Origin of the sequence: Kitasatospora sp. NPDC002965, assembly GCF_040611255.1 — a bacterium.
Taxonomy (GTDB): domain Bacteria; phylum Actinomycetota; class Actinomycetes; order Streptomycetales; family Streptomycetaceae; genus Kitasatospora.
The window spans coordinates 29,650-52,144 of the sequence record NZ_JBEXNT010000046.1; the positions used below are offsets into that span (position 1 = coordinate 29,650).

A 22,495-nucleotide genomic window follows, 5' to 3' on the forward strand; every position below is an offset into this window, starting at 1 on the left:
TTATCTAGTCATTGACAAGATTACCTCCGGGGGGCAATCTTTCCAGTGACAAGATAGGAGTCCGACCATGGCCCCCCTGATCGCGCTCGTCGGCGGCTTCGCCGTCCTCCGCCTGCTCGGCCTGATCGCCGTCGACGGCCTCGACGCCTGGCAGCCCGCCGTCCGCGGCGCCCTGGCGCTGATGTTCGTCACCACCGGCGTGCCGCACTTCGTCCCGTCCTGGCGCCGCCAGTTCGTCGCGATGGTCCCGCCGGCGCTCCCCGCCCCCGCGCTGCTCGTCACCGTCACCGGTGTGCTGGAGCTGGCCGGCGCCGCCGGACTCCTGGTGCCCCCGCTCGCGCCCTTCGCCGCCGCCGGACTCGCCCTGCTGATGCTCGCGATGTTCCCGGCCAACGTCCACGCGGCCCGCCACCGCCTGACCCTCGCGGGGAGGCCGGTCACTCCGCTGCCCGCCCGCACCGCGCTCCAGGTGCTCTTCGTCGCCGCGGCCGTCGCCGCAGCCGTCTGACGGGCCGGGCGGGGCCCGCCGGGGCCGCACGGCCCGGACGGCCCGGAAAAAGCGCGGACGCGGCCCGCATGGTGCGGGCCGCGTCCGAGTGCGGTGAAAGGGACCGGTCCCTACTCCACGATGCCGGAAGCGGCGATGGTGACCTTGGCCGACGGGCGGCCGCTGCCCGAACCGAGCCCCTCGATCTTCTTCACCAGGTCCAGGCCCTCGACGACCTCGCCGAAGACGACGTGCTTGCCGTCCAGCCAGTCGGTCACGATGGTGGTGATGAAGAACTGCGAGCCGTTGGTGTTCTTGCCCGCGTTGGCCATCGAGAGCTGGCCCGGCTTGGTGTGCTTGAGCTGGAAGTTCTCGTCCGCGAACTTCTCGCCGTAGATGCTCTTGCCACCGGTGCCGTCACCACGGGTGAAGTCACCACCCTGGAGCATGAAGGCCGGGATGATGCGGTGGAAGGACGAGCCCGCGTAGCCGAAGCCGTGCTGGCCGGTGGCCAGCTCGCGGAAGTTCTGGGCGGTCTTCGGGACGATGTCGTCGAAGAGCGTGAAGACGATGCGGCCGGCCGGCTTGTCGTCGATGGTGATGTCGAAGTAAACGTTGGAACCCATGCAGGGATCATGGCATGTCGCGCGCCCGGGCGCGCGGCACCCCCCGAAGCCCGGGCACGCCGCGACGGGGAGGGCGACGCGCCCCGGGCCGGTCCACGGGCCGCGCCTCAGGCCGGCCTGTGCGCGAGCAGGAACGCCTGCGGGGTCTTGTCCTCGCCCACCGGCTCGCGGACCAGGCGGGTGGTGACCGTCAGGCCCGCCCCGGCGGCCAGCGCGGTGACGTGGTCGGGCTGCCGACGGCGGAAGTCCAGGACCACCGGGTGGCCGAACGGCCGGTCGACACGGAGCGGCCGGTCGCCGACCTGGAAGGCCAGCAGGAGGTGGCCGCCGGGCGCGAGGACGCGGTGGAACTCGGCGAAGACCCGGGGCAGGTGCTCCTCCGGGATGTGGATGATCGAGTACCAGGCCACCGCTCCGGCCAGCTCGCCGTCGGCGTAGGGGAGTTCCAGCAAGGAGCCGACCTCGAACCGGAGCCCGGGACAGGTGGCCCGGGCCACCTCGACCATGCGCGGGGAGAGGTCGAGGCCCGAGACGTCCAGGCCCAGCCGGGCCAGGTGATCGGTCACCCGGCCCGGTCCGCAGCCGAGTTCGACCGCCCGGCCGTCGCCCACCAGCTCGGCGAAGGCCGCCAGCATCGCCCGGTCCAGCGGCTTGGCCGCCAGCTCGTCGCGGTAGCGGTCGGCGTAGTCGACGGCCACCGCGTCGTAGAACGCCCGGGCCGCGGTCAGGAACTCCGGTTCGGTCATGGTCCCCGACCCTATCGGGGCTAGCATCGCCGCCAGAAACGACCGGCGTAGGGGGAAAGGGACATGATGCGGATCGGGGTCTATCTGGCGCACCCTCGGACGGGCAGCTTCAACCACGCGCTGTTCGGGGCCGTCGTCGACGAGCTGCGGGAACGGCGCGGCTGCGAGGTCGTCGCGCACGACCTGTACGCGGAGGGGTTCTCCCCGCTGCTGGCCCCCGAGGAGACGGAGACCGTGGCCGAGCACGGGCCGCAGCGGCCGGGGGCCGGTGATCCTCTACTCGCCCTCCACCGGGCCGAGGTGGCCGCCCTGGACGCGCTGGTCCTGATCCACCCGAACTGGTGGGGCATGCCGCCCGCCGTGCTCACCGGCTGGGTGCAACGGGTGCTCGTCCCGGGAGTGGCCTACAAGCTGGGCACGGCGGACGGCGAGCCGGTCGGGCTGCTGCGGGCCGGACGGGCACTGGTGCTGAACACCTCGGACACCCCGGAGGACCGCGAACGCGAGGAGTTCGGGGATCCGCTGCAACGGATCTGGGCGGCCTGCGTCCTGCCGTACGTGGGCGTCACCGACGTGCGCCGGCGGGTGTTCCGCACCGTGACGGACTCGTCCGACGACGTCCGCGCGCAGTGGCTCCGCCAGGCGCGGCAGGAGGCCGCGGCGCTGATCGGCTGAGGCCGGCCGGAGGACACCGTGCGTCGCGCGTAGACGGCGGACCGGGGAGTGACCGTCCGGACCGGGACGTCCGGGTACCGGTGTGCGCGGGCGTGCTAGAACCGGCATCGGGTGTGAACGCTCACCCTGCACCGCACCCCGGCACCACCGCGTCACCGCGCAGCCCCGCGCCCGTCCGTGGCGCGTCGTGCCACCCGTGCCACCTGCGTCACCCGTGCGATTCCGTGCAACCCCGGCCACCCAACAAGGGAGACCCATGTTCACCGCACACGCCCCCCGCCGCGCCCCCGTGCGCCTGTTGCTCGCCGCCTTCGCCGCCCTGGCGCTGCTGCTCTCCGGCGCCGCCGCCGCGACCACCGCCTCGGCCACCACGACCGGGCTGGACGGCGCCTGGGCCTGCTCCGTCCCGTCCGGGTACACCTACGACCAGGTGTCCATGAACCGGACCTGCAGCTCCGGCAGCTGGAACGCGCCGCAGTTCCACCTGCGCACCCCCGTCGACGGCCTGACCGCCTGTACCAGCGCGCCCGGCTTCGTCTACGACTCCATCACCTGGGGCAGCGCCTGCAGCCAGCAGCCCGGCGTGACCTCCAACGCGTACCACCTGCGGACGCCGTACGACGGCCTCACCGCCTGCATGGGCACCCCCGCCTTCACCTACGACCTGATCACCTACACGAGCGGGTGCAGCCTCAACCAGGGGACCCAGGCCACGACCTTCCGGCTGCGCAAGCCGGTCAACGGCCTCTGGGCGTGCCAGGTCCCGAACGGCTTCACCTACAGCGCCACCACCCAGAACTGGGACTGCAGCCACATCCAGGGCGTACCGTCCACCAAGTTCCTGCTGATCGGCTGAATACGGCCGTGGGGGCGGGCCGCCCGGCGGACGCCCGGTAGCCTGCCCCCATGGAGAACGACACGACGCCGGACGCCGAGCCGCTGCACTGGCAGAAGGGGACACTCGACCCCGACGCGCCCGTGCCCTGCCTGGAGATCGCCGCCGACGGGGACCTGATCCGGCTCCGCGAGTCGGACGCCCCCGCGCTCGTCGTCACCACCAGCAAGGCGAAGCTGCGCGCCTTCATCCTGGGCGTGAAGGCGGGCGAGTTCGACCACCTGGTCTGAGGGCCGGCACCCGGTCCGGGGGCCGGGGCGGTCGGGCCCGCCCGCCGTCAGACGAGGTCCAGCTCCGCGACGGCCTGGTCCCCGCTGAACTCGCCGGTCGGCCGGAAGCCGAGCTTCGCGTAGAACCCGCCGGGCCCGTCGTCGTCCGGCACGTAGGTGACGGTGACCCTGCTGCCGCCGCGCCGCCGGATCTCCTCGCCGACCTGCGCGACCGCGAACCGGCCGTAGCCCCGGCCCTGGGTGTCCGCGGCGATGTTGAGCCGCCACAGACCGGAGCGCGGGAGCTCGCCGGGCCGGTCCGGGTGGAAGGTGACGTCGAAGAAGGCCATCACGAACCCGACCAGCCGGTCGCCGTCGAGGATCAGCCGGGGCCAGGCGATCTCCCCGTGCGCGTAGGCCTCGGCCAGCGACTTGGCCACCGGCGAGACGAAACGCTCCTGGTCGGGGCGGACCTTCAGTTCCAGTGCCGCGTCGATGTTCTGCGGGGTGATCGGTTCCAGGCGCAGCGACGGTGATGACGTAGACATGGCGGCCACCCTAGTGAGCGGTTCCCCGGGCCGTCGCCCGGATTTCACGGCGCCGGCGTGAACACCAGCGACGCGTTGTGCCCGCCGAACCCGAAGGAGTTGGTGAGCGCGGCGGTGAGCCGCCCCCGGCGCGGGGCACCGGCGACCACGTCCAGCTCGACCGCCGGGTCCGGCACCTCCAGGTTGCGGGTGGCCGGCACCACCCCGTCACGCAGGGCCAGTACGGCGGCGAGCGCCCCCACCGCCCCGGCCGCGCCGAAGAGGTGACCGGTCATCGACTTGGTGGCGGTCACCACCGGGTGCCTCCCGATCGCCTCCAGGACGGACGCCGCCTCGACCAGGTCGCCCAGCGGGGTGGAGGTGGCGTGGGCGTGCACGTGAGCGACGTCCCGGGGCGAGAGCCCGGCCTCGGCCACCGCCCGGCGCATCGCGCGGACCTGCCCCTCGGCGGCGGCCCCGGTGATGTGGTGGGCGTCCGAGGTGACCGCCGCGCCGGCGAGGGTGGCATGGGCGCGGGCCCTGCGGGCGGCGGCGAAGCCGGCCCGCTCCAGGACGACGACCGCCGCGCCCTCGCCGATCACGAAGCCGTCGCGGCCGACGTCGAACGGCCGGGAGGCCCGCCCGGGCTCGTCGTTGCGGGTCGAGTGGGCCCGGGCCTGGGCGAACCCGGCCAGCGGCAGCGGACAGATGCACGCCTCGGCGCCGCCGGCCACCACCACGTCGGCCCGGCCGAGCCGGATCAGGTCCAGACCGAGCGCGATCGCCTCCGCACCGGACGCGCAGGCGCTCACCGGGGTGTGTGCGCCGGCCCGCGCGCCCAGTTCGATCGACACCCAGGCCGCCGGACCGTTGGCCATCAGCATCGGCACGGTGTGCGGCGAGACCTTCCGGACGCCGGAGGCCTCCAGGACGTCGTCCTGGCCGAGCATGGTGAGGGCCCCGCCGGTGCCGGTGCCGATCACCACGGCCAGCCGCTCGCCGTCCACCTCGGGCGCCCCCGCGTCGGCCCACGCCTCACGGGCGGCGATCAGTGCGACCTGCTGGCAGCGGTCCAGCCGCCGGGCCTGCACCCGGTCCAGCACCCCGGACGGCTCGACGGCGAGCCGCCCGGCGATCCGGACGGGCAGACCGGACGCCCACTCCGCCTCGATCGGGCGGATCCCCGAGTCGCCGGCCAGCATCGCGGCCCAGGTCGAGGCGACGTCGCCGCCGAGCGGGGTCGTGGCGCCGAGGCCGGTGACGAGGACCGGCTCGGCGACGAGGCCGGCGGCACGGCCGGTGCGGTCGGCGTGACCGGCGTGGTCGGTGCGGTCGGCATGGCCAGTGCGGTCGGCGTGGTCGCGGTGGTTGTCAGTACCCATCCAGGACGCTCCGTGGTTGTGGTGAATGTTGTGAGGTCGCCACAACCCGCCACATCGATGGATGCGGGTCGCTCTCGCCTCTTCAGCCACACTGTCACGGTCGTGACGGGTGTTCAGGCGCGCAAGCCGACCGATTCGACCGGTGGGAGTTTGTCAGAACCCTCCACATCGGCACGGGTGCGCCCCCCATAGCCGGCGGAGGTCAGTCGACGTCCGTCCCGAGGAGGTCGCCGGTCCGGTGCTCCTGGAAGTACTGCGCCGTCCGGTCGTTGCGCACCGCCTCCCAGAGCTGGGCGGCCGGGCCTTCGTCCAGCAGCACGACGCTCTGCCCGTCCCGGGTGTCGAAGCCGCCGAAGGGCGCGTTCATGAACCGCACGTCGTCGGCGCGCAACGAGCGCAGGCTCCAGGCGAGCTGGTACAGGTCGGTGTTGGAGAGCCGGTCGTCGACGCCGACCACCTCGCCGACCGTGCCCAGCAGGCCGCCCAGCCTGGACGGGCTGGTCAGCGTGCCGGAGTCCATGACCTTCAGCATCAGCGCGCGCAGGAAGTTCTGCTGGCGCTTGGTGCGGTCGAGGTCGCCGCCGGGGAGGCCGTAGCGCTCGCGGACGTAGAGCAGCGCCTGCGCGCCGTCCATGTGGTGGGTGCCGGCCTCCCAGGCGCGGGCCTCGCCGACGCCCTCGATGGTGCGCGGGACGGTGATGTCCACGCCGCCGACGGCGTCGGTCAGCGCGCGGAAGCCGTTCCAGTCGATCACGGCGACGTGGTCGACACGGATGCCGGTGAGGTTCTGCACGGTCTCGGTCATCAGTGCCGGGCCGCCCCAGGAGTAGGCGGCGTTCAGCTTGGCTTCGCCGTGGCCGGGGATCGGCACCCAGGTGTCGCGGGGGAGCGAGACCAGGGTGGCGGAGCGGCGGTCGTCGGAGAGGTGCAGCAGCATCATGGTGTCGCTGCGGGCCGCACCCGCCTGCCAGGCCGGGCCCTTGGCGGCGCTGCCGGTGGTCGGGGCGTCGGAGCGGGCGTCCAGGCCCACCAGCAGCAGGTTGAGGCCGCTCGCCGGGACCGGCCGTGGCTGGGCGGACTCCGGCGCGGTGGGGAAGGCGTCCGGGATCCGGTGGACGGAGGAGGCGTAGTGCTCGGCGGTCCAGTACAGGGCGCCGCACCCGCCGACGACGAGGACCAGCAGCATGGAGAGCGTCCAGAGCAGGACGCGCCGGGTGCGGCGGCGCCGGGCCGGCGGCTCGGGAGACTCGGGCCCCTCGGCAGTCTCGGGCCCCTCGGGGCTCTCGGGACCGGAGGGCCCCTCGGGACCGGAGGCGGGCGCGTCGGCGTCCCGGGCATCAGCGTCCCGGGCGTCGGGGCCGGGGCCGGGGGGACCGGTCGGCGGGGCGGTGGACCCGGCGCGCGGCTCGAACAGGCTCAGCCCGGACGGGGCCCACGCCTCCCCCGGACGCTCCGCCCCCGCCCCGCCCGTCACTTCGTCGCCCGTCCGGCCGTCCACCCGTTCGCCATCCGCCACCATGCGCGCATTGTGCCGCCGGTCACAGTCGCCGCGCGGGGTTTCCGCCGAGCCCGCGCCCGCGTGCGCGCCCCCTGCCCGGAAAGTGAGGCTGCGGCGGCCGAAACCGGAGGTCACACGGGACGGCATGGGCCCGGCTCGTGCGGCCGGATAGCATCGGTGGGCGCGGCCCCCACCGGGACCGTCACCCTCAGCTCGTTCCGAAGGGGAAACCGTGACCCTCCGCATCTCCGTGATCGGCACCGGCTATCTCGGTGCCACCCACGCCGCCGCCATGGCGGAGTTCGGCTTCGAGGTGCTGGGCCTGGACATCGACCCGGAGAAGATCGCCACCCTGACCGCGGGCCAGGTGCCGATGTACGAGCCGGGCCTCTCCGAGCTCCTGCTCAAGCACGTGGCGGGACACGAGGGTTCGACCGGCCGGCTGCGGTTCACCACCTCCGCGAAGGAGGCTGCCGAGTTCGGCGACGTGCACTTCGTCTGCGTCAACACCCCGCAGCGCAAGGGCGAGTTCGCCGCCGACATGTCGTACGTCGACGCGGCCGTCGACGCGCTCGCGCCGCACCTGACCCGCCCGGTGCTGGTGGTCGGCAAGTCCACCGTCCCGGTCGGTTCGGCGAGCCGGCTGGCCGAGCGGCTGGCCGCACAGGCACCGGTCGGCGAGGCCGCCGAACTGGCCTGGAACCCGGAGTTCCTCCGTGAGGGCTTCGCCGTCCAGGACACCCTGCGCCCGGACCGGATCGTGATCGGCACCCGCGACGGCCGCGCCGAGCAGCTGCTGCGCCAGGTGTACGCGGAGCCGATCGCCGCCGGGGTTCCGTTCCTGGTCACCGACTACGCCACCGCCGAGCTGGTGAAGACCGCCGCCAACTCCTTCCTCGCCACCAAGATCTCCTTCATCAACGCGATGGCGGAGGTCTGCGAGGCGGCCGGCGCCGACGTCACCCAGCTGAGCAAGGCGCTCGCGCTGGACGAGCGGATCGGCGGCAAGTTCCTCAACTCCGGTCTCGGCTTCGGCGGCGGCTGCCTGCCGAAGGACATCCGGGCGTTCATGGCCCGGGCCGGCGAGCTGGGCGCCGATCAGGCGCTGACCTTCCTCCGCGAGGTCGACTCGATCAACATGCGCCGCCGCTCCCGGATGGTCGAGCTGGCCCGCGAGCAGTGCGTCGGTGGCTTCCTGGGCCGCCGGGTCGCCGTCCTCGGCGCCGCGTTCAAGCCCAACTCCGACGACATCCGGGACTCCCCCGCGCTCAACGTCGCCGCCCAGATCCAGCTGCAGGGCGCACAGGTCACCGTCTACGACCCCAAGGCGATGGACAACGCCCGCAAGATGTTCCCCGGCCTGACGTACGCCGGCTCGCCGCTGGAGGCCGCCGAGGGCGCGCACGTCGTCCTGCACCTCACCGAGTGGCAGGAGTTCCGCGAGCTCGACCCCGCCGAACTGGGCGCGGTGGTCGCCGAGCGCCGCCTCCTGGACGGCCGCAACGTGCTCGACGCCGACGCCTGGCGTGCCGCCGGCTGGACCTACCGGGCCCTCGGCCGCCCGAGCTGACCCGACCGGGACGGCGCCCCGGCCAGTGCCCGATCGGTGCCCCGCCCGCATCCGGACGGGGCGCCGGCTGCTGCTACAGGTAGACGTCCGAGACCTCGAACGTCTGGACGCTCAACGCACCACAGCCGACCAGAAACGGCCGCCCTGGATCAGGGTGTCCTCGTAGTACCGGTAGCGCTGGCCGTCGCCGTCACCGACGCCGGTGACCCGGCGCTTGACGAGGGCGCCCTCCACCCCGGGCCCGCCGAACCGGGACAGGTCGAAGGTGAGCCACTGCGCGTTCTGGTAGTCGGCGGCGACGATGACCAGCTTGTGGTTGACGCCGTCGTACGCGGCGACCGCGTCGGGGTGCCCGGCGTTCGTGTAGAGGCAGCCCCTCCTGGACGGTGTTCATCAACGGCTTGTACCCCCGGTCCAGGCCGGGCTCGTTGACCGGCTGGACCGAGGCGAAGTCGATGCCCCGGTGGTCCCGCGCGTAGCGGGCCACCGTCGCCAGGTAGGCCGCCTTGTGCCGGGCCGTCACCACTCCCACACTGTGGAGGCGGCGGCCGGCCGGGCCGCCTCGGAGCGGGGGTGCCGTGGGAGCCGTGACCGTCCTGTTCATCGCCTCCGTCGTGGTGGTGGGCTACAACGTGTTCAGGGCCGCCACGGCCGTGGCGGCCCTCCGCCGGGCCGAACGGACCCCGCGGCGCTCGGGCTTCACCACGGGCCCCTACGAACTCGCCTACCTGGCCGAGCACCTGGCCGAGACCGCGATCGCCGTGATGCACCAGGAGGGGCGGCTGACGGCGTCCCGCTCGGGCACGGTCACGATCACCGATCCGGCCACCGCCGCCGAGATCGAGGTGCCCGCCGAGGCCACCGTGGTCCTCGCCGTCGGCCCGACCCGGACCCGCGGCCTGGCCGACCTGCTCGACGACCGGCGGCTCTCCGGCTGGCAGCTCTCCGAGGCGTCCGCGGAGCTCCGCGACCGCCTGGTGGCGTCCGGTCTGCTCCGGGACCAGCGGCTGTACGCCAGGGCGCTGGCCGGCTACCAGTCGGCGCCCTTCGCACCGGTCCTGGTCGGGCTGGCGGGGGCGTTCGCACTCTGGCAGGCGGATCTGCACGAGGGCCCGGTACGGCTGGTCCAGGTGGGCTTCGGGGTCGTGCTCGCGGCGGCCCTCGCCGTCGCGCTGTGGCCGCGGCCCCGGCCGAGCCGCACCAGCGAGCACGGCCGAAAGGTGCTGGCGCGGGCCCGGTCCTCCTCCGCGGGGGACTCCCCCGCCGTCCTCGTCGCGCTCGGCGGGCTCGCCGCGCTCCCGCCGGACCACCCGCTGGCGGTGGCCGGGGCGGCCGCCTACGTCCCGCCCGGGACCGCCCGGTAGGGGCCGGACGACCGGGGCCGGAAGGTCAGGGCCGGACAGGGCCTAACGGGTGGCCGGGTCGAGCCTCGGGATCTCGATGGCGGGGCACCTGTCCATCACCATCTCCAGCCCGCCGGCGCGCGCCCGCTCGTACGCGCCCTCGTCGATCACGCCGAGCTGGAACCAGACGGCCTTGGCGCCGATGGCCGCGGCCTCGTCCACGACCGGCCCGGCGAGGTCGGAGTTGACGAACACGTCGACCACGTCGACCTCGAAGGGGATCTCCGCGAGGGAGGCGTACCCCTGCTCGCCGTGCACCGTCTCCGCCTTCGGGTGCACGGGCACGATCCGCTTGCCGAAGCGCTGGAGCACCTCGGCCACCCCGTAGGCCGCGCGCCGCCGGTTGGACGAGAGGCCGACGACGGCCCAGGTGTCGCCCGTCTCGGTCAGGATCCTGCGGACCGTCTCCGGGTCGCCGTACATGCCGTGCCTCCTCGTGTCCCGCTGTGCCGGTGCTCTCGGGCTGTACCCGGCGCTGCGGGCGCCGGGGCCTCGTCATGCCCAGCGCAGCCCGGTGCCGGGTCATTCCCGCTCGCGGACGCCCGGGAGCCGGGCCCGGCGGGCGGACCCGCCAGGACCCGGCTCCCGGGCACGGGCACGGGCACGGGCCCGGGGCGGGGTCAGGAGCCGTCGAGCTGCCCGATGGTGGCGATCGACGGCGTCCGGCCGGCCGCACGCAGCCGGGCACCGGCGGCCTCGGCGTCGCGCAGGACGCGGACCGCGTTGTGCCAGGTCAGCTTCCCGAGATCGGTCTCCGACCAGCCGCGGCGCAGGAGCTCGGCGATCAGGTTCGGGTACCCGGCGACGTCGTCGAGGCCGGACGGGAGGAAGGCGGTGCCGTCGAAGTCTCCCCCGATGCCGATGTGGTCGATGCCGGCGACCTCGCGCATGTGGTCGAGGTGGTCGGCGACGGTGGACGCGGTGGCGATCGGACGCGGGTAGGTCTCCTCGAACGCACGCTGGCAGGCCATGCCCGCCGGCGTCGTGTCGAGGTGGTCGAAGCCGTGGGCGACCATGTTCTCGTCGGCGGCGAGGGTCCAGTCGATGGCGGCGGGCAGGATGAACTTCGGCACGAAGGTGGCCATCGCCACGCCGCCGTTGCCGGGGAGCAGGCCGAGCACGTCGTCCGGGATGTTGCGCGGGTGGTCGCAGACCCCGCGGGCGGAGGAGTGCGAGAAGATCACCGGCGCCTCGGCGACCCGCAGGGCGTCGCGCATGGTGTCGGCGGAGACGTGCGAGAGGTCGACCAGCATGCCGAGCCGGTTCATCTCCCGGACGACCTCCTCGCCGAAGGCGGTGAGGCCGCCGGCGACCGCCTTGTCGGTGGCCGAGTCGGCCCACGGGGTGTTGTCGTTGTGGGTGAGCGTCAGGTACCGGACGCCGAGCGCGTACAGCGCGCGCAGGGTGGCGAGCGAGCAGTCGATGGAGTGGCCGCCCTCGGCGCCCATCAGGGAGGCGATCCGGCCCTCGGCGCGCGCGGCTTCGAGGTCGTCGGCGGTGACGGCGAGCCGCAGCCGGTCGGGGAAGCGGTCGACCAGGGCGTGGACGAAGTCGATCTGCTCCAGGGTCGCGCTGACGGCGTGGTCCCCGGCGAGCCGGGAGGGGACGTAGACGGACCAGAACTGCGCGCCGACCCCGCCCGCGGTGAGGCGGGCGAGGTCGGTGTGCAGACGGGCGCTCTGGTCGGCCGCCAGGTCGAGCGCGTCGAGGTCGTAGCCGACCTGCTCGCGCATCGCCCACGGGAGGTCGTTGTGACCGTCGACCACGGGGGTGTCACGGAGGACGGCTCCGGCGCGCTCCAGCAGGGCCGGGGAGGCGGTGGAGGCGGAGGGATCCAGCAGCTCAGAGGTCATACGAGCTGTTGTATCCGATTTGCCTACTTCCCAAAGCCGAAGGAGGGGGAACCCGCCACCTTGGCCCGAAGCTTCCGGCCCTTCTCGGTCGCCTGGTTGTTCAGCTCGGCCTGGAAGTCCGTCATCTTCTCGGCCAGCTCCGAGTCGAACGCGGCCAGCATCCGCACCGCCAGCAGGCCCGCGTTGCGCGCGCCCGCCACCGAGACGGTGGCCACCGGCACGCCGGCCGGCATCTGCACGATCGACAGCAGGCTGTCCATGCCGTCCAGGTAGCGCAGCGGCACCGGCACGCCGATCACCGGCAGCGGGGTGACGGAGGCGAGCATGCCCGGCAGGTGGGCGGCGCCGCCGGCCCCGGCGATGATCGCCTTCAGCCCGCGCCCGTGGGCGCTCTCGCCGTACGCCACCATCTCGCGGGGCATCCGGTGCGCCGAGACGACGTCGACCTCGTAGGGGATCTCGAACTCGTCGAGGGCCTGGGCGGCGGCCTCCATCACGGGCCAGTCGGAGTCGGAGCCCATGACGATGCCGATCAGGGGCGCGGTGGGGGTGGTCATTCGGTGATCGTTCCTCGCAGGTAGGCGGCCGCGTGACGGGCGCGCTCACGGACGTCGTCGAGGTCGTCCCCGAAGACGTTGACGTGGCCGACCTTGCGGCCGGGCTTCACGTCCTTGCCGTACATGTGGATCCGCAGGCCGGGATCGCGGGCCATGCAGTGCAGGAAGGCGTGGTACATGTCCGGGTAGTCGCCGCCGAGGACGTTGACCATCACGGTCCACCGGGCGCGCGGGCGGGGGTCGCCGAGCGGCAGGTCGAGGACGGCCCGCAGGTGGTTCTCGAACTGCGACGTGACCGCGCCGTCCTGGGTCCAGTGGCCGGAGTTGTGCGGGCGCATGGCCAGCTCGTTGACCAGGATCCTGCCGTCCCGGGTCTGGAACAGCTCGACCGCCAGGTGGCCGGTGATGTCCAGCTCGCCGGCGATCCGCAGGGCCAGCTGCTGGGCCTCGTCGGACAGGGCCGGGTCGAGGTCGGGCGCGGGGGCGGTGACCTCGGCGCAGACGCCGTTCTCCTGGACGCTCTCCACCACCGGGTAGGCGACCGCCTGGCCGCTGGGCGAGCGGACCACGTTGGCGGCCAGCTCGCGGACGAAGTCGACCTTCTCCTCGGCGAGCACCGGGACGCCGGCCCGGAACGGGGCCGCGGCCTCCGTCTCGTCGTCGACGACCCAGACCCCCTTGCCGTCGTAGCCGCCGCGCACGGTCTTCAGGACGACCGGGTAGCCGGCGCCCTCCGCCGCGAACGCGGTCACGTCGGCCGGGTCGGCGACGAGCCGGTGCCGCGGGCAGGGCACGCCGATGGAGTCGAGCGTCGCCCGCATCACGCCCTTGTCCTGGGCGTTGACCAGCGCCTCCGGGCCCGGCCGGACGGCGATGCCGTCGGCCTGCAGGGCCCGCAGGTGCTCGGTCGGCACGTGCTCGTGGTCGAAGGTGATCACGTCGCAGCCGGCCGCGAAGCGGCGCAGGGTGTCAAGGTCGCGGTAGTCACCGAGGACGGTGTCGGAGACGACCTGCGCGGCCGAGTCCTGGGGGGTGTCGGCGAGGAGCTTGAACCGGATCCCGAGCGGGATACCCGCCTGGTGCGCCATGCGGGCCAGCTGCCCGCCTCCGATCATGCCGACCACTGGAAAATTCGCATTGCCCGGAGAAGTCACCCCGCCAGGATATCCGGGCCGGTCGGAGGGTGTGGAACCGCTCCGGCAGTCGGGGCGTCTACGGTTCGGGGCCCTTCGATACCGTACGGAGGGGCTGAGCCGATCGGCGGAACCGGGTAGCCTGGACGGCCAGGTCCTGGTACGCGTGATCCGATCATGTGCGTGCACGCAGGGCTCAAGGGGCCGACCGCGTTCACGCGCCGGGCCCCTTTCGTCCGCAGGCACATGGAGGCAGCCCGGTATGGCGACGACCACGGCGTCGAACCCCTCACTGGCGCAGAAACTGCGCGGCATGTCGGGCGAGGTGGTGAAGTTCGGCCTCGTCGGCCTCAGCGGCGTGGTGGTCAACTTCGTCGTCTTCTGGGTCTGCCTCAACGGCCTGCACCTCGCCTCGCTGCGCTCCAACATCGCCGCCACGCTGGTCGCGATCGCCACCAACTACCTGGGCTACCGCTACTGGCTGTACCGGGACCGCGACGCCGCCTCGCGCAAGCGCGAGATCACGCTCTTCCTGGTGTTCAGCGGCGCCGGCATGCTGATCGAGACCGGGGTGCTCGGCATCACGGTGTACGCGCTCGGGTTCTCCTCGCACTTCGAGCAGCTGGCCGCCAAGGTGGCCGGCCTCGCGCTGGGCACGGTGTTCCGCTTCGTCTCGTACCGGACCTGGGTGTTCAAGGCCGTCCCCGAGTCGACGACCGCGCCGTCGGCCGCGACCGCGCCCGGGACCGTGCCCGCACCCCTGGCCGAGGCGCTGGCCGAGACCGTCGCCGGGACGGCTCCGGCGGCCGGTGTGGTCGCCCAGGCCGAGCTGATGCTGGCCGCCCAGGAGATCCGGTACGCCAAGGCCGAGTAGCGGCCGCACCCGGCCCGCCCGGGTCCCGCTCGCCCGCCCGCGTCCCGCTCCTCCTTGCCCGCCCGTGTCCCGCTCGCCCGCCCGCGTCCCGCTCCTCCGCTTGCCCCGCCCGCTCCGGCAAGAGGAGAGTGGTGACCGAGGGCGAGCACGGCCGGCGAACGATCGAGTCCGAGGGGGAACCCAGGAGGCTCGTCATGGCGTTCGTCCAGATCATCGACTGCAGGACCGACAGGGTGGACGAGCTCAACGGTCTGCTGGACCGCTGGGCCGAGCAGACCGAGGGCCGGCGGACGGTCGACCACGCGGTGCTGGCCACCGACCGGTCGGACCCCCGGCACGTCGTGGAGATCGTCGAGTTCGCGTCGTACGAGGACGCGATGCGCAACTCCCGGCTGCCGGAGACGGACCGGATCTTCCGCGAGATGGTCGCGCTCTGCGACGAGCCGCCCGCGTTCACCGATCTCGACGTGGTCCGGGAGGCCCGGTTCTGACCCGCCCCGTTCCCCGGGTCGCCGCCGCCCGCCCGCCAGGCCCCGCCCGGGCCTAGACGTCGCGCCGGCTGCGGCCGAGGAAGAGTGCGAACACCGCAGGCCGCAGCGAGAGCAGCTCCAGCCGGCCGCCGTCGGCCTCCGCGAGGTCACGGGCGACGGCCAGCCCGATCCCGGTCGAGTTGCGGCCGCTGACCGCGCGTTCGAAGACCCGGTTGCCCAGTTCGGCGGGCACCCCGGGGCCCTCGTCCTGCACCTCGACCACCGCCGACGTCCCGGACGGCCGGACCCGCAGGGTGATCGTCCCGGCGCCGTGCATCAGCGAGTTCTCGATGAGGGTGGCCAGCACCTGGGCGACCGTGCCGGGGGTACCGACCACGGTGACCCCGTGCAGGCCCTCGACCTGGAGCACCCGTCCGGTGCCGCGCAGCGACGCGCCCCACTCCTCCACCTGCTGCTTGACGACGTCGTCGAGGTCGAAGGCCACGGCGGTGGGGCTGCGCGGGTCGCGCTGGGTGGTGAGCAGCCGCTGGACGACGTCGGTGAGCCGCTCGACCTGCTGGAGGGCGATGGTGGCCTCCTCCTTGACGGTGTCCGGGTCCTCGGCGAGCGCGGTGATCTCCTCCAGCCGCATGGAGAGTGCGGTCAGCGGGGTGCGCAGCTGGTGGGAGGCGTCGGCGGCGAGGCGGCGTTCGGCGGTGAGCATCCGGGCGATCCGCTCGGCGCTGACGTCGAGGACCTCCGCGACCCGGTCGAGTTCGGGCACGCCGTAGCGGCGGTCGCGCGGGCGCGGGTCGCCGGAGCCGAGCCGTTCGGCGGTCTCGGCGAGGTCGGTGAGGGGGCGGGCGAGCCGTTTGGCCTGCCAGACGGCGAGGGCGACGGCGGCCTGGACGGCGAGCAGCGCGACCACGCCGAGCAGCAGCAGCATGTTGGCGATCTCGTGGTCGACGGCGGCCCGGGACTGCTCGACGGTGACGGTCTCGCCGCTGACGCCCCGCTCGACCGCCTTGAGCAGGTGGTTCCCGTCGGGCCGGTGTCCGCTGGAGACGGTCGACTGGCCGGGGATGTCCACCTCGACGTACTGGCCCTCGGAGACCTGGTTGGCGAACTTGTCGCCGGTGACCGGCTCGTTGGCCGCCAGCCGGTTCTCCACCAGGGAGAGCACCCGGACGGCGGCCGCGTCGACCCGGTCCTGGGCGGAGCTGACGATGGTGCGCTTCTCCACCAGGGCGAGCGGGACGCAGAACACCACGACCACCACGAGGACGACGCCGAGCAGCGAGTTGATCATCCGGCGTTTCACGCTGGCGCTCCCCGTGGTGGTGCGAAGTGGTGGTGCCTGCCCGGGTGCCGGGGCGTCGCGCCCCCCGGGCCCTAGTTCTTCTCGAAGCGGAAGCCCACGCCGCGCACGGTGGCGATGTAGCGGGGGTTCGCGGCGTCGTCGCCGAGCTTCTTGCGCAGCCAGGAGATGTGCATGTCGAGGGTCTTGGTGGAGGTCCACCAGGTGGTGTCCCAGACCTGGCGCATGATCTCCTCCCGGGTGACCACCCGGCCGGCGTCGCGCACCAGGACCCGCAGCAGCTCGAACTCCTTGGCGGAGAGGGTGAGCTCCTCCTCGCCGAGCCAGGCGCGGTGCGACTCGATGTCGATCTTGACCCCGTGCGCCCCGGTGGTCAGCTGGTCGACGTTGCCGCGCCGGAGCAGGGCGCGGACCCGCGCGAGCAGTTCGGCGAGGCGGAACGGCTTGGTGACGTAGTCGTCGGCGCCGGCGTCCAGGCCGACCACCGTGTCGACCTCGTCGGCGCGGGCGGTGAGCACCAGGACGGGGCAGCTGCGGCCGTCGGCGCGCAGCCGGCGGCAGACCTCCAGCCCGTCCATCTCGGGCAGGCCGAGGTCGAGGACGACGAGGTCGACCTCCTCGCCGAGTCCGGCGGCGAGCGCGGAGGGGCCGTCCTCCCGGACGAGCACCTCGTAGCCCTCGCGGCGCAGGGCCCGGGCGAGCGGTTCGGAGATCGCCGGGTCGTCCTCGGCGAGCAGCACACAGGTCATGTGGTGATGGTAGTCCGCCCGGGTACGGCCGTTGTGGCCGTGAGGTAGTTCACAGTGCGTGATCGTTATACGGAGTGCGATCAAGCCTCAACCGACACGCCCGGCCCGGTCGTTCGGCGAAGATTCTGCTCTTGGATCTTGCAACTGAAGGAATTAAGGCTGCTCTACCATGGATAGATCCAGCGAATCTGTCGCCGACTTTGCTATCGGCATACCTAATTGCCGTGTTTTGTCAGCTGATGACGCCAAATATCGCCACGTAGAGTGGTTCCGTCCACGTCCGCCGCCACCCCCCTTGGCGGACGCTGTCAGGCAAGGAACCCACTACACATGGCGTCTACGACCCTGGAGTCCGGCGTACAGCCGGCCTCTCCCAGCGGCAAGACCTTCCTCGGGCACCCCCGGGGCCTCGCCACGCTCTTCATGAGCGAGATGTGGGAGCGCTTCAGCTACTACGGCATGCGTGCCCTGCTGGTGCTCTACATGACCGCCTCCGTCACCGACGGTGGCCTCGGCATGAAGCTCGCCGTCGCGAGCGCCGTCTACAGCGTGTACACGGCCATGGTCTACCTGCTGGCTCTCCCGGGCGGCTGGATCGCCGACCGCTTCCTCGGCGCCCGGAAGACCGTCGCCCTCGGTGGCTCGATCATCATGATCGGCCACTTCATGCTGGCCCTTCCGGCGAGCGTGTCGTTCTTCGCCGGCCTCGCGTTCATCGCGGTCGGCTCCGGCCTGCTCAAGGCCAACATCTCGACGATGGTCGGCCACCTCTACGACGGTCCCAACGACCCGCGTCGTGACGGCGGCTTCACCATCTTCTACATGGGCATCAACCTCGGTGCCTTCGCCGCCCCGCTGATCATCGGGACCATCGGCCAGGAGGTCGACTGGCACCTCGGCTTCGCCCTCGCCGGCGTCGGCATGGCCCTGGGCCTCACCCAGTTCCTGCTCGGCACCCGCCACCTGAGCGCCAAGAGCGACGTGGTGACCTCGCCGATCTCGCCCGCCGAGAAGAGCGCCATCTTCAAGAAGGCCGGCCTCTGGCTGGCGGTGGCCGCCGTCTTCTACGCGGTCGTCGCGCTGACCGGCCACTTCACCATCAACTGGGCGATCTGGCCGCTGTCGATCGCGGGCATCGCGCTCCCGGTCTTCGTCTTCGCCAAGGTGAAGCGGGACAAGGACCTCGACGAGACCGAGCAGTCCCGGATGAGCGGCTACATCTGGTTCTTCGTCGCCGCCGCCGTCTTCTGGATGATCTACGACCAGTCCGGCTCGACGCTGAACATCTTCGCCCAGGACAACACCTCGTCGACCCTGTTCGGCTTCGACTTCCCGTCCAGCTGGTTCCAGTCGCTCAACCCGCTGTACATCATGGCGCTGGCCCCGGTCTTCGCCTGGCTCTGGGTCCTGCTGTCCCGCAAGGCCAAGAACCCCAGCACCACCATGAAGTTCGCCTTCGGCCTGCTCATGATCGGTGCCTCGTTCATGGTCATGATGCTGGCGATGGCCGCCGCCTCGGGCGGGGCCAAGGTCACCCCGCTCTGGCTGGCGATGGTCTACCTGATCCAGACCGTCGGCGAGCTCACCCTCTCCCCGGTGGGCCTCTCCGTCACCACCAAGCTGGCCCCGGCCAAGTACGCCAGCCAGATGATGGGCGTCTGGTTCCTCGCGGTCACCGCGGGCGACTGCGTCGCCGCCATCTTCCAGCTCGTCCTCGGCGACGGGGTGGTCGGATCCACCTGGTACTTCGCGGTCCAGGGCGGCATGGCGATCATCGCCGGCGTGGCCCTCGCGATGTACCGCAAGAAGGTCGTCCGGCTGATGGGCGACGTCCACTGACGACGCCCGGCCGCACCGCCTGACCGTCTGCCTCCGGGGCCGGCGCGGAGTCCCGAGCTCCGTGCCGGCCCCGGTCGCCGTTCCCGACGGCCCGGGTGACCGGAGCGGCACCGGCGTGTCAGTGTGCCGACCATGACCCATGGCCCCGTACACGAACGCCCGCCGACCCTCCCCCGCCAGCTCGCGCGCACCCGGCGCTTCACGCTCGGCGCACCCGCCCGGCCGACGATCTCCGCCGACGGCCGGACCGTCCTCTTCCTGCGCAGCCGCTCCGGCGACGACCCGGTCTCCTGCCTCTGGACGCTCGACACCGGCAGCGGCGAGGAACACCTGCTCGCCGACCCCGTCGCGCTCGGCGTCGACGAGAACGACCTGCCCGACGCCGAACGCGTCCGCCGCGAACGCGCCCGCGTCCTGACCGGCGGCATCACCGCGTACGCCACCGACACCGCCGGCCGGCTCGCCGCCTTCGCCCTCGGCGGCACCCTCTGGCTCGCCGACACCGGGACCCGCGAGGTCCGGCCCGTCCCCACCGGCGGAGGGGTGTACGACCCGCGCCCCGACCCCACCGGCCGCCGGATCGCCTACGTCCGCGCCGGCGCCCTGCGGGTCGTCGAGGCCGACGGCACCGGCGACCGCGCGCTCGCCGAACCCGAGCACCCCGAGGTCGGGTACGGCGTCGCCGAACACGTCGCCGCCGAGTCCATGCACCGCAGCCGGGCCCACTGGTGGTCCCCGGACGGCACCCGACTGCTGGTCGCGCGGGTCGACGAGCGCCCGCTGCGCCGCCTGCACCTCGCCGACCCGTCCGACCCGGCGAGTCCCCCGCGCACGATCCGCTACCCGCTGGCCGGCACCGCCAACGCGGACGTCTCGCTCCTGCTGCTCGGCATCGACGGCTCCCGCACCGACGTCCCCCGGGACGGCGCCGCCTCCGAGTACCTGACCGCCGCGGGCTGGGACGGCCACGGCCCGTTCGCCGCCGTCCAGAGCCGCGACCAGCGGACGGTGCGCACCCTCGCGATCGACCCGGCCGACGGGTCCACCCGGGTCCTCGCCGAGCGGCACGACGAGCACTGGGTCGAACTCGTCCCCGGCCTGCCCGTGCGCACCGCCTCCGGCCGCCTGATCGACGCCGCCGACATCGGCGACACCCGGCACCTCACCGTGGACGGGCGGCCCGTCACCCCGGCCGGCCGGCAGTTGCACGCGGTCCTCGGCGTCGACGGCGACGAGGTGCTCCTCACCGCCTCCGAGGAGCCGGTGGAGTCCCACCTCTGGGTCTGGAGCCCCACCAAGGGCGCCCTCCCGCTCAGCGACGAAGCCGGCGCGCACACCGGCGTACGGCGGGCCGGCACGCTGGTCCACACCGCGTGCACGCCCGGCGCCCCTGGCCCGGTCACCACCGTCCGCCGGGACGGGCAGCCCGCCCTCACGATCGCCTCCCGCGCACAGACCCCGGTCCTCACCGCGCGGCCCGAACTGCTCCGGCTCGGCCCGCGCGAACTGCGCGCCGCGCTCTTCCTGCCCGCCGGCCACCGCCCCGCGGACGGGCCGCTGCCCGTCCTGCTCGATCCGTACGGCGGACCGGCCGGCACCAAGGTCTCGGCCGGCGGCGGATGGCCCGACCTGGTCTCCCAGTGGTTCGCCGACCAGGGCTACGCCGTGCTGGTCGTCGACGGCCGCGGCACTCCCGGACGCGGCCCGCGTTGGGAGAAGAGCGTCTTCGCCGACGTCGCCACCCCCGCCCTCGACGACCAGGTCGAGGCGCTCCACGAGGCCGCCGGCGCCCGCCCCGGTCTGCTCGACCTCGACCGGGTCGGCATCCGCGGCTGGTCCTACGGCGGCTTCCTCGCCGCGCTCGCCGTCCTGCGCCGCCCCGACGTCTTCCACGCCGCCGTCGCCGGGGCGGCCCCGACCGACCACCGGCTCTACGACACCCACTGGAAGGAACGATTCCTCGGCCACCCGGACGAGCACCCCGACCGGTACGACGCCTGCTCGCTCCTCCCCGACGCCCCCGGACTGCGCCGCCCCCTGCTGCTGATCCACGGCCTCGCCGACGACAACGTGCTCCCCGCCCACACCCTGCGCCTCTCCGCCGCGCTCCTGGCCGCCGGGCGCCCGCACGAAGTCCTCCCGCTCGGCGGCACGGCCCACTCGCCGAGCGACGAGACGGTGTCGGAGAACCTGCTCCACCACCAGTTGGACTTCCTGAAGCGGTCGTTGAAGCGGGCCTGAGCGGCAGGCCCGGGCAGCGGACCCGAACGGCGGCAGGCCCCGGACACGCCGGAGGGGCCGGCGCGTGAGCACCGGCCCCTCCCCCGCCCGGCCGCCCGTCGGGCAGGCCCTGGGGCGGCCCGCCAGACCTCCCGTCAGACCTCCCGGACGCCCGCCCGCCAGACCGCCGCCGTCAGCGGCACGCCCGGACGGTACGCCAGGTGCACGGGAGAGGGTGCCTCCAGCAGCTGGAGGTCGGCCCGGGCCCCCACCCGCACCGTGCCCACGTCCGACCGCCGCAGCGCCCGCGCACCGCCCGCCGTCGCGGCCCAGACCGCCTCGTCCGGCGTCATGCCCATCTCCCGCACCGCCACCGCGATGCAGAAGGCCATCGAACTGGTGAAGCTGGAACCGGGGTTGCAGTCGGTGGAGAGCGCCACCACCGCCCCCGCGTCCAGCAGCCGGCGCGCGTCCGGGTAGACGGCCCGGGTGGAGAACTCGGCGCCCGGCAGCAGCGTGGCGACCGTCGCCGAGCCGGCCAGCGCGGCCACGTCCTCGTCGGTGAGGTGGGTGCAGTGGTCGGCGGAGGCCGCCCCCAGCTCGACGGCCAGCTGTACGCCCGGCCCGTAGGTGAGCTGGTTGGCGTGCACCCGGGGGGTGAGCCCCCGCTCGATGCCGGCGGTCAGGATCGCCCGGGCCTGGTCGCCGTCGAAGGCGCCCTTCTCGCAGAACACGTCCACCCAGCGGGCGTACGGCGCGCAGGCGTCCAGCATCGGCCCGGTGACCAGGTCGACGTACCCGGCCGGGTCCTCCGCGTACTCGGGGGCGACCACGTGCGCGCCCAGGTAGGTGGTCTCCGGCGTGTACGAGGAGGCGATCCGCAGCGCCCGGGCCTCGTCGGCGACGGTCAGCCCGTACCCGGACTTGCACTCGACCGTCGTGGTGCCCTGCCGCAGGGCCTCCCGCACCAGCCGGGCCAGGTTGGCGTCGAGTTCGGCGTCGGCGGCGGCCCGGGTGGCGGCGACCGTGGTGCGGATGCCACCGGCGGTGTAGGACTGGCCGGACATCCGGGCGTTGAACTCGGCGGTGCGGTCGCCGGCGAAGACCAGGTGGGCGTGCGAGTCGACGTAGCCGGGCAGCAGGGCGCGCCCCGCCGCGTCGAAGCGCTCGTCGGCGGCGGGCGCCTCCGCGGCCGGACCGACCCAGGCGACGGTCGCGCCGTCGATCACCACGGCCGCGTCGGTGAGCAGGCCGAGCGGCCCGGTCCCGTGCGCGGGGTCGTTGGTGACCAGGCTTCCGATGCCGGTGATCAGCGTGCTCGGGATGCTCGGGGTGCTCACGTCGTGCCTTTCGGGAACGGGGCCGGGGGAGCGGGCCGAAGCGGCCCGCTCCCCCGGCGTCGACAAGGAGGCGACGACCGGGAGAGGACTCCCGGTCGGCGGCTCGGCGGTCCAACGGCTCAGC

At 73.4% G+C, this 22,495-nt stretch carries 22 protein-coding genes and 1 pseudogene; 10 read left to right on the forward strand and 13 right to left on the reverse strand.

From position 1 onward, the window contains the following. Nucleotides 1-67 precede the first annotated feature (67 nt). On the forward strand, nt 68-508 hold the full coding sequence (locus ABZY91_RS19465) for a DoxX family protein (RefSeq protein ID WP_329882751.1): 441 nt from the start codon (nt 68-70) through the stop codon (nt 506-508). A gap of 110 nt (nt 509-618) precedes the next feature. Here ABZY91_RS19465 and ABZY91_RS19470 read toward each other — a convergent pair whose 3' ends face one another. Then, nucleotides 619-1,113 (reverse strand): peptidylprolyl isomerase, encoded by a 495-nt coding sequence (locus ABZY91_RS19470; RefSeq protein ID WP_355403852.1) that lies wholly within the window; start codon nt 1,111-1,113, stop codon nt 619-621. 107 nt (nt 1,114-1,220) lie between these two features. Then, nucleotides 1,221-1,859: a class I SAM-dependent methyltransferase gene (locus ABZY91_RS19475; RefSeq protein ID WP_355403854.1), complete on the reverse strand. Its 639-nt coding sequence runs from the start codon at nt 1,857-1,859 to the stop codon at nt 1,221-1,223. A 63-nt stretch (nt 1,860-1,922) separates the two neighbouring features. On the opposite strand from ABZY91_RS19475, the gene ABZY91_RS19480 reads away from it, so the two are divergent. The 3 genes from ABZY91_RS19480 (at nt 1,923) to ABZY91_RS19490 (ending at nt 3,659) form a co-directional block, all read left to right on the forward strand. Next, nucleotides 1,923-2,534, forward strand: coding sequence for an NAD(P)H-dependent oxidoreductase (locus ABZY91_RS19480; RefSeq protein ID WP_355403856.1), 612 nt, complete (start codon nt 1,923-1,925; stop codon nt 2,532-2,534). Nucleotides 2,535-2,790: 256 nt separating this feature from the next. Next, the gene (locus ABZY91_RS19485) at nt 2,791-3,390 is read left to right on the forward strand and encodes a hypothetical protein (protein ID WP_355403858.1); all 600 of its coding nucleotides are present in this window, start codon (nt 2,791-2,793) and stop codon (nt 3,388-3,390) included. A gap of 50 nt (nt 3,391-3,440) precedes the next feature. Beyond that, a complete protein-coding gene (locus ABZY91_RS19490; protein ID WP_329882746.1) occupies nt 3,441-3,659 on the forward strand; it encodes a DUF397 domain-containing protein in 219 nt (72 codons plus the stop codon). A 47-nt stretch (nt 3,660-3,706) separates the two neighbouring features. Here the strand turns inward: ABZY91_RS19490 and ABZY91_RS19495 are convergent, their stop codons facing one another. The 3 genes from ABZY91_RS19495 to ABZY91_RS19505 all read right to left on the reverse strand — a co-directional run bounded on the left by ABZY91_RS19495 (nt 3,707) and on the right by ABZY91_RS19505 (nt 7,066). Further along, on the reverse strand, nt 3,707-4,186 hold the full coding sequence (locus ABZY91_RS19495; protein WP_355403860.1) for a GNAT family N-acetyltransferase: 480 nt from the start codon (nt 4,184-4,186) through the stop codon (nt 3,707-3,709). A 44-nt stretch (nt 4,187-4,230) separates the two neighbouring features. After that, nucleotides 4,231-5,547 carry a beta-ketoacyl-ACP synthase II gene (locus ABZY91_RS19500; protein ID WP_355403863.1) on the reverse strand — a complete coding sequence of 439 codons (1,317 nt, stop codon included), beginning with the start codon at nt 5,545-5,547 and terminating at the stop codon, nt 4,231-4,233. Nucleotides 5,548-5,749: 202 nt separating this feature from the next. Further along, the gene (locus tag ABZY91_RS19505; RefSeq protein WP_355403865.1) at nt 5,750-7,066 is read right to left on the reverse strand and encodes an LCP family protein; all 1,317 of its coding nucleotides are present in this window, start codon (nt 7,064-7,066) and stop codon (nt 5,750-5,752) included. 211 nt (nt 7,067-7,277) lie between these two features. Between ABZY91_RS19505 and ABZY91_RS19510 the strand changes: the two genes are divergently transcribed. Beyond that, nucleotides 7,278-8,615: a UDP-glucose/GDP-mannose dehydrogenase family protein gene (locus ABZY91_RS19510; RefSeq protein WP_329882742.1), complete on the forward strand. Its 1,338-nt coding sequence runs from the start codon at nt 7,278-7,280 to the stop codon at nt 8,613-8,615. 111 nt (nt 8,616-8,726) lie between these two features. Here the strand turns inward: ABZY91_RS19510 and ABZY91_RS19515 are convergent, their stop codons facing one another. Continuing rightward, entirely contained in the window at nt 8,727-8,849 is a 123-nt protein-coding gene (locus ABZY91_RS19515; protein WP_355403868.1) for a hypothetical protein, read from the reverse strand. 353 nt (nt 8,850-9,202) lie between these two features. Here ABZY91_RS19515 and ABZY91_RS19520 point away from each other — a divergent pair, with 353 nt between their 5' ends. After that, a complete protein-coding gene (locus ABZY91_RS19520) occupies nt 9,203-9,979 on the forward strand; it encodes a TIGR04222 domain-containing membrane protein (protein WP_355403870.1) in 777 nt (258 codons plus the stop codon). A 42-nt stretch (nt 9,980-10,021) separates the two neighbouring features. On the opposite strand, the gene ABZY91_RS19525 is transcribed toward ABZY91_RS19520, so the two are convergent. The 4 genes from ABZY91_RS19525 to ABZY91_RS19540 form a co-directional block, all read right to left on the reverse strand. Continuing rightward, nucleotides 10,022-10,441, reverse strand: coding sequence for a CoA-binding protein (locus tag ABZY91_RS19525; protein ID WP_355403872.1), 420 nt, complete (start codon nt 10,439-10,441; stop codon nt 10,022-10,024). A gap of 197 nt (nt 10,442-10,638) precedes the next feature. Then, nucleotides 10,639-11,871 carry a dipeptidase gene (locus ABZY91_RS19530; protein ID WP_329882738.1) on the reverse strand — a complete coding sequence of 411 codons (1,233 nt, stop codon included), beginning with the start codon at nt 11,869-11,871 and terminating at the stop codon, nt 10,639-10,641. A gap of 23 nt (nt 11,872-11,894) precedes the next feature. Beyond that, on the reverse strand, nt 11,895-12,428 hold the full coding sequence (gene purE, locus ABZY91_RS19535) for a 5-(carboxyamino)imidazole ribonucleotide mutase (protein WP_355403874.1): 534 nt from the start codon (nt 12,426-12,428) through the stop codon (nt 11,895-11,897). Continuing rightward, nucleotides 12,425-13,543 (reverse strand): 5-(carboxyamino)imidazole ribonucleotide synthase, encoded by a 1,119-nt coding sequence (locus tag ABZY91_RS19540; protein ID WP_355403876.1) that lies wholly within the window; start codon nt 13,541-13,543, stop codon nt 12,425-12,427. The genes purE and ABZY91_RS19540 overlap by 4 nt, the downstream gene beginning before the upstream one ends. Nucleotides 13,544-13,823: 280 nt before the next feature. On the opposite strand from ABZY91_RS19540, the gene ABZY91_RS19545 reads away from it, so the two are divergent. Both ABZY91_RS19545 and ABZY91_RS19550 read left to right on the forward strand, forming a co-directional pair. Beyond that, a complete protein-coding gene (locus ABZY91_RS19545) occupies nt 13,824-14,435 on the forward strand; it encodes a GtrA family protein (RefSeq protein WP_355403879.1) in 612 nt (203 codons plus the stop codon). Between the two features lie 194 nt (nt 14,436-14,629). Then, a pseudogene (locus ABZY91_RS19550) lies at nt 14,630-14,920 on the forward strand (ester cyclase); the annotation flags it as partial. A gap of 58 nt (nt 14,921-14,978) precedes the next feature. Here the strand turns inward: ABZY91_RS19550 and ABZY91_RS19555 are convergent. Both ABZY91_RS19555 and ABZY91_RS19560 read right to left on the reverse strand, forming a co-directional pair. Further along, entirely contained in the window at nt 14,979-16,226 is a 1,248-nt protein-coding gene (locus ABZY91_RS19555; RefSeq protein WP_329882734.1) for an ATP-binding protein, read from the reverse strand. Nucleotides 16,227-16,297: 71 nt separating this feature from the next. Continuing rightward, the gene (locus tag ABZY91_RS19560) at nt 16,298-16,972 is read right to left on the reverse strand and encodes a response regulator transcription factor (protein WP_030300686.1); all 675 of its coding nucleotides are present in this window, start codon (nt 16,970-16,972) and stop codon (nt 16,298-16,300) included. 330 nt (nt 16,973-17,302) lie between these two features. Here ABZY91_RS19560 and ABZY91_RS19565 point away from each other — a divergent pair, with 330 nt between their 5' ends. Together ABZY91_RS19565 and ABZY91_RS19570 are read left to right on the forward strand one after the other, a co-directional pair. Beyond that, a complete protein-coding gene (locus ABZY91_RS19565) occupies nt 17,303-18,811 on the forward strand; it encodes an oligopeptide:H+ symporter (RefSeq protein ID WP_355403881.1) in 1,509 nt (502 codons plus the stop codon). 132 nt (nt 18,812-18,943) lie between these two features. Then, complete coding sequence (locus ABZY91_RS19570; protein ID WP_355403883.1) at nt 18,944-21,052, forward strand: prolyl oligopeptidase family serine peptidase; 2,109 nt, start codon at nt 18,944-18,946, stop codon at nt 21,050-21,052. A 134-nt stretch (nt 21,053-21,186) separates the two neighbouring features. On the opposite strand, the gene hutI is transcribed toward ABZY91_RS19570, so the two are convergent. After that, nucleotides 21,187-22,356: an imidazolonepropionase gene (gene hutI / locus ABZY91_RS19575; protein WP_329950731.1), complete on the reverse strand. Its 1,170-nt coding sequence runs from the start codon at nt 22,354-22,356 to the stop codon at nt 21,187-21,189. Between the last annotated feature and the right edge of the window lie 139 nt (nt 22,357-22,495).

Excerpts from the sequence above, each read along its gene's own strand:
- ABZY91_RS19530 (WP_329882738.1), bottom strand. The coding sequence starts at position 11,871 with ATGACCTCTGAGCTGCTGGATCCCTCCGCCTCCACCGCCTCCCCGGCC.
- ABZY91_RS19485 (WP_355403858.1), top strand. The coding sequence starts at position 2,791 with ATGTTCACCGCACACGCCCCCCGCCGCGCCCCCGTGCGCCTGTTGCTC.
- purE (WP_355403874.1), bottom strand. The coding sequence starts at position 12,428 with ATGACCACCCCCACCGCGCCCCTGATCGGCATCGTCATGGGCTCCGAC.
- ABZY91_RS19465 (WP_329882751.1), top strand. The coding sequence starts at position 68 with ATGGCCCCCCTGATCGCGCTCGTCGGCGGCTTCGCCGTCCTCCGCCTG.
- ABZY91_RS19560 (WP_030300686.1), bottom strand. The coding sequence starts at position 16,972 with ATGACCTGTGTGCTGCTCGCCGAGGACGACCCGGCGATCTCCGAACCG.
- ABZY91_RS19490 (WP_329882746.1), top strand. The coding sequence starts at position 3,441 with ATGGAGAACGACACGACGCCGGACGCCGAGCCGCTGCACTGGCAGAAG.
- ABZY91_RS19540 (WP_355403876.1), bottom strand. The coding sequence starts at position 13,543 with ATGATCGGAGGCGGGCAGCTGGCCCGCATGGCGCACCAGGCGGGTATC.
- ABZY91_RS19470 (WP_355403852.1), bottom strand. The coding sequence starts at position 1,113 with ATGGGTTCCAACGTTTACTTCGACATCACCATCGACGACAAGCCGGCC.
- ABZY91_RS19505 (WP_355403865.1), bottom strand. The coding sequence starts at position 7,066 with ATGGTGGCGGATGGCGAACGGGTGGACGGCCGGACGGGCGACGAAGTG.
- ABZY91_RS19495 (WP_355403860.1), bottom strand. The coding sequence starts at position 4,186 with ATGTCTACGTCATCACCGTCGCTGCGCCTGGAACCGATCACCCCGCAG.
- ABZY91_RS19525 (WP_355403872.1), bottom strand. The coding sequence starts at position 10,441 with ATGTACGGCGACCCGGAGACGGTCCGCAGGATCCTGACCGAGACGGGC.
- ABZY91_RS19570 (WP_355403883.1), top strand. The coding sequence starts at position 18,944 with ATGACCCATGGCCCCGTACACGAACGCCCGCCGACCCTCCCCCGCCAG.
- ABZY91_RS19565 (WP_355403881.1), top strand. The coding sequence starts at position 17,303 with ATGGCGTCTACGACCCTGGAGTCCGGCGTACAGCCGGCCTCTCCCAGC.
- ABZY91_RS19545 (WP_355403879.1), top strand. The coding sequence starts at position 13,824 with ATGGCGACGACCACGGCGTCGAACCCCTCACTGGCGCAGAAACTGCGC.
- ABZY91_RS19475 (WP_355403854.1), bottom strand. The coding sequence starts at position 1,859 with ATGACCGAACCGGAGTTCCTGACCGCGGCCCGGGCGTTCTACGACGCG.
- ABZY91_RS19500 (WP_355403863.1), bottom strand. The coding sequence starts at position 5,547 with ATGGGTACTGACAACCACCGCGACCACGCCGACCGCACTGGCCATGCC.
- ABZY91_RS19480 (WP_355403856.1), top strand. The coding sequence starts at position 1,923 with ATGATGCGGATCGGGGTCTATCTGGCGCACCCTCGGACGGGCAGCTTC.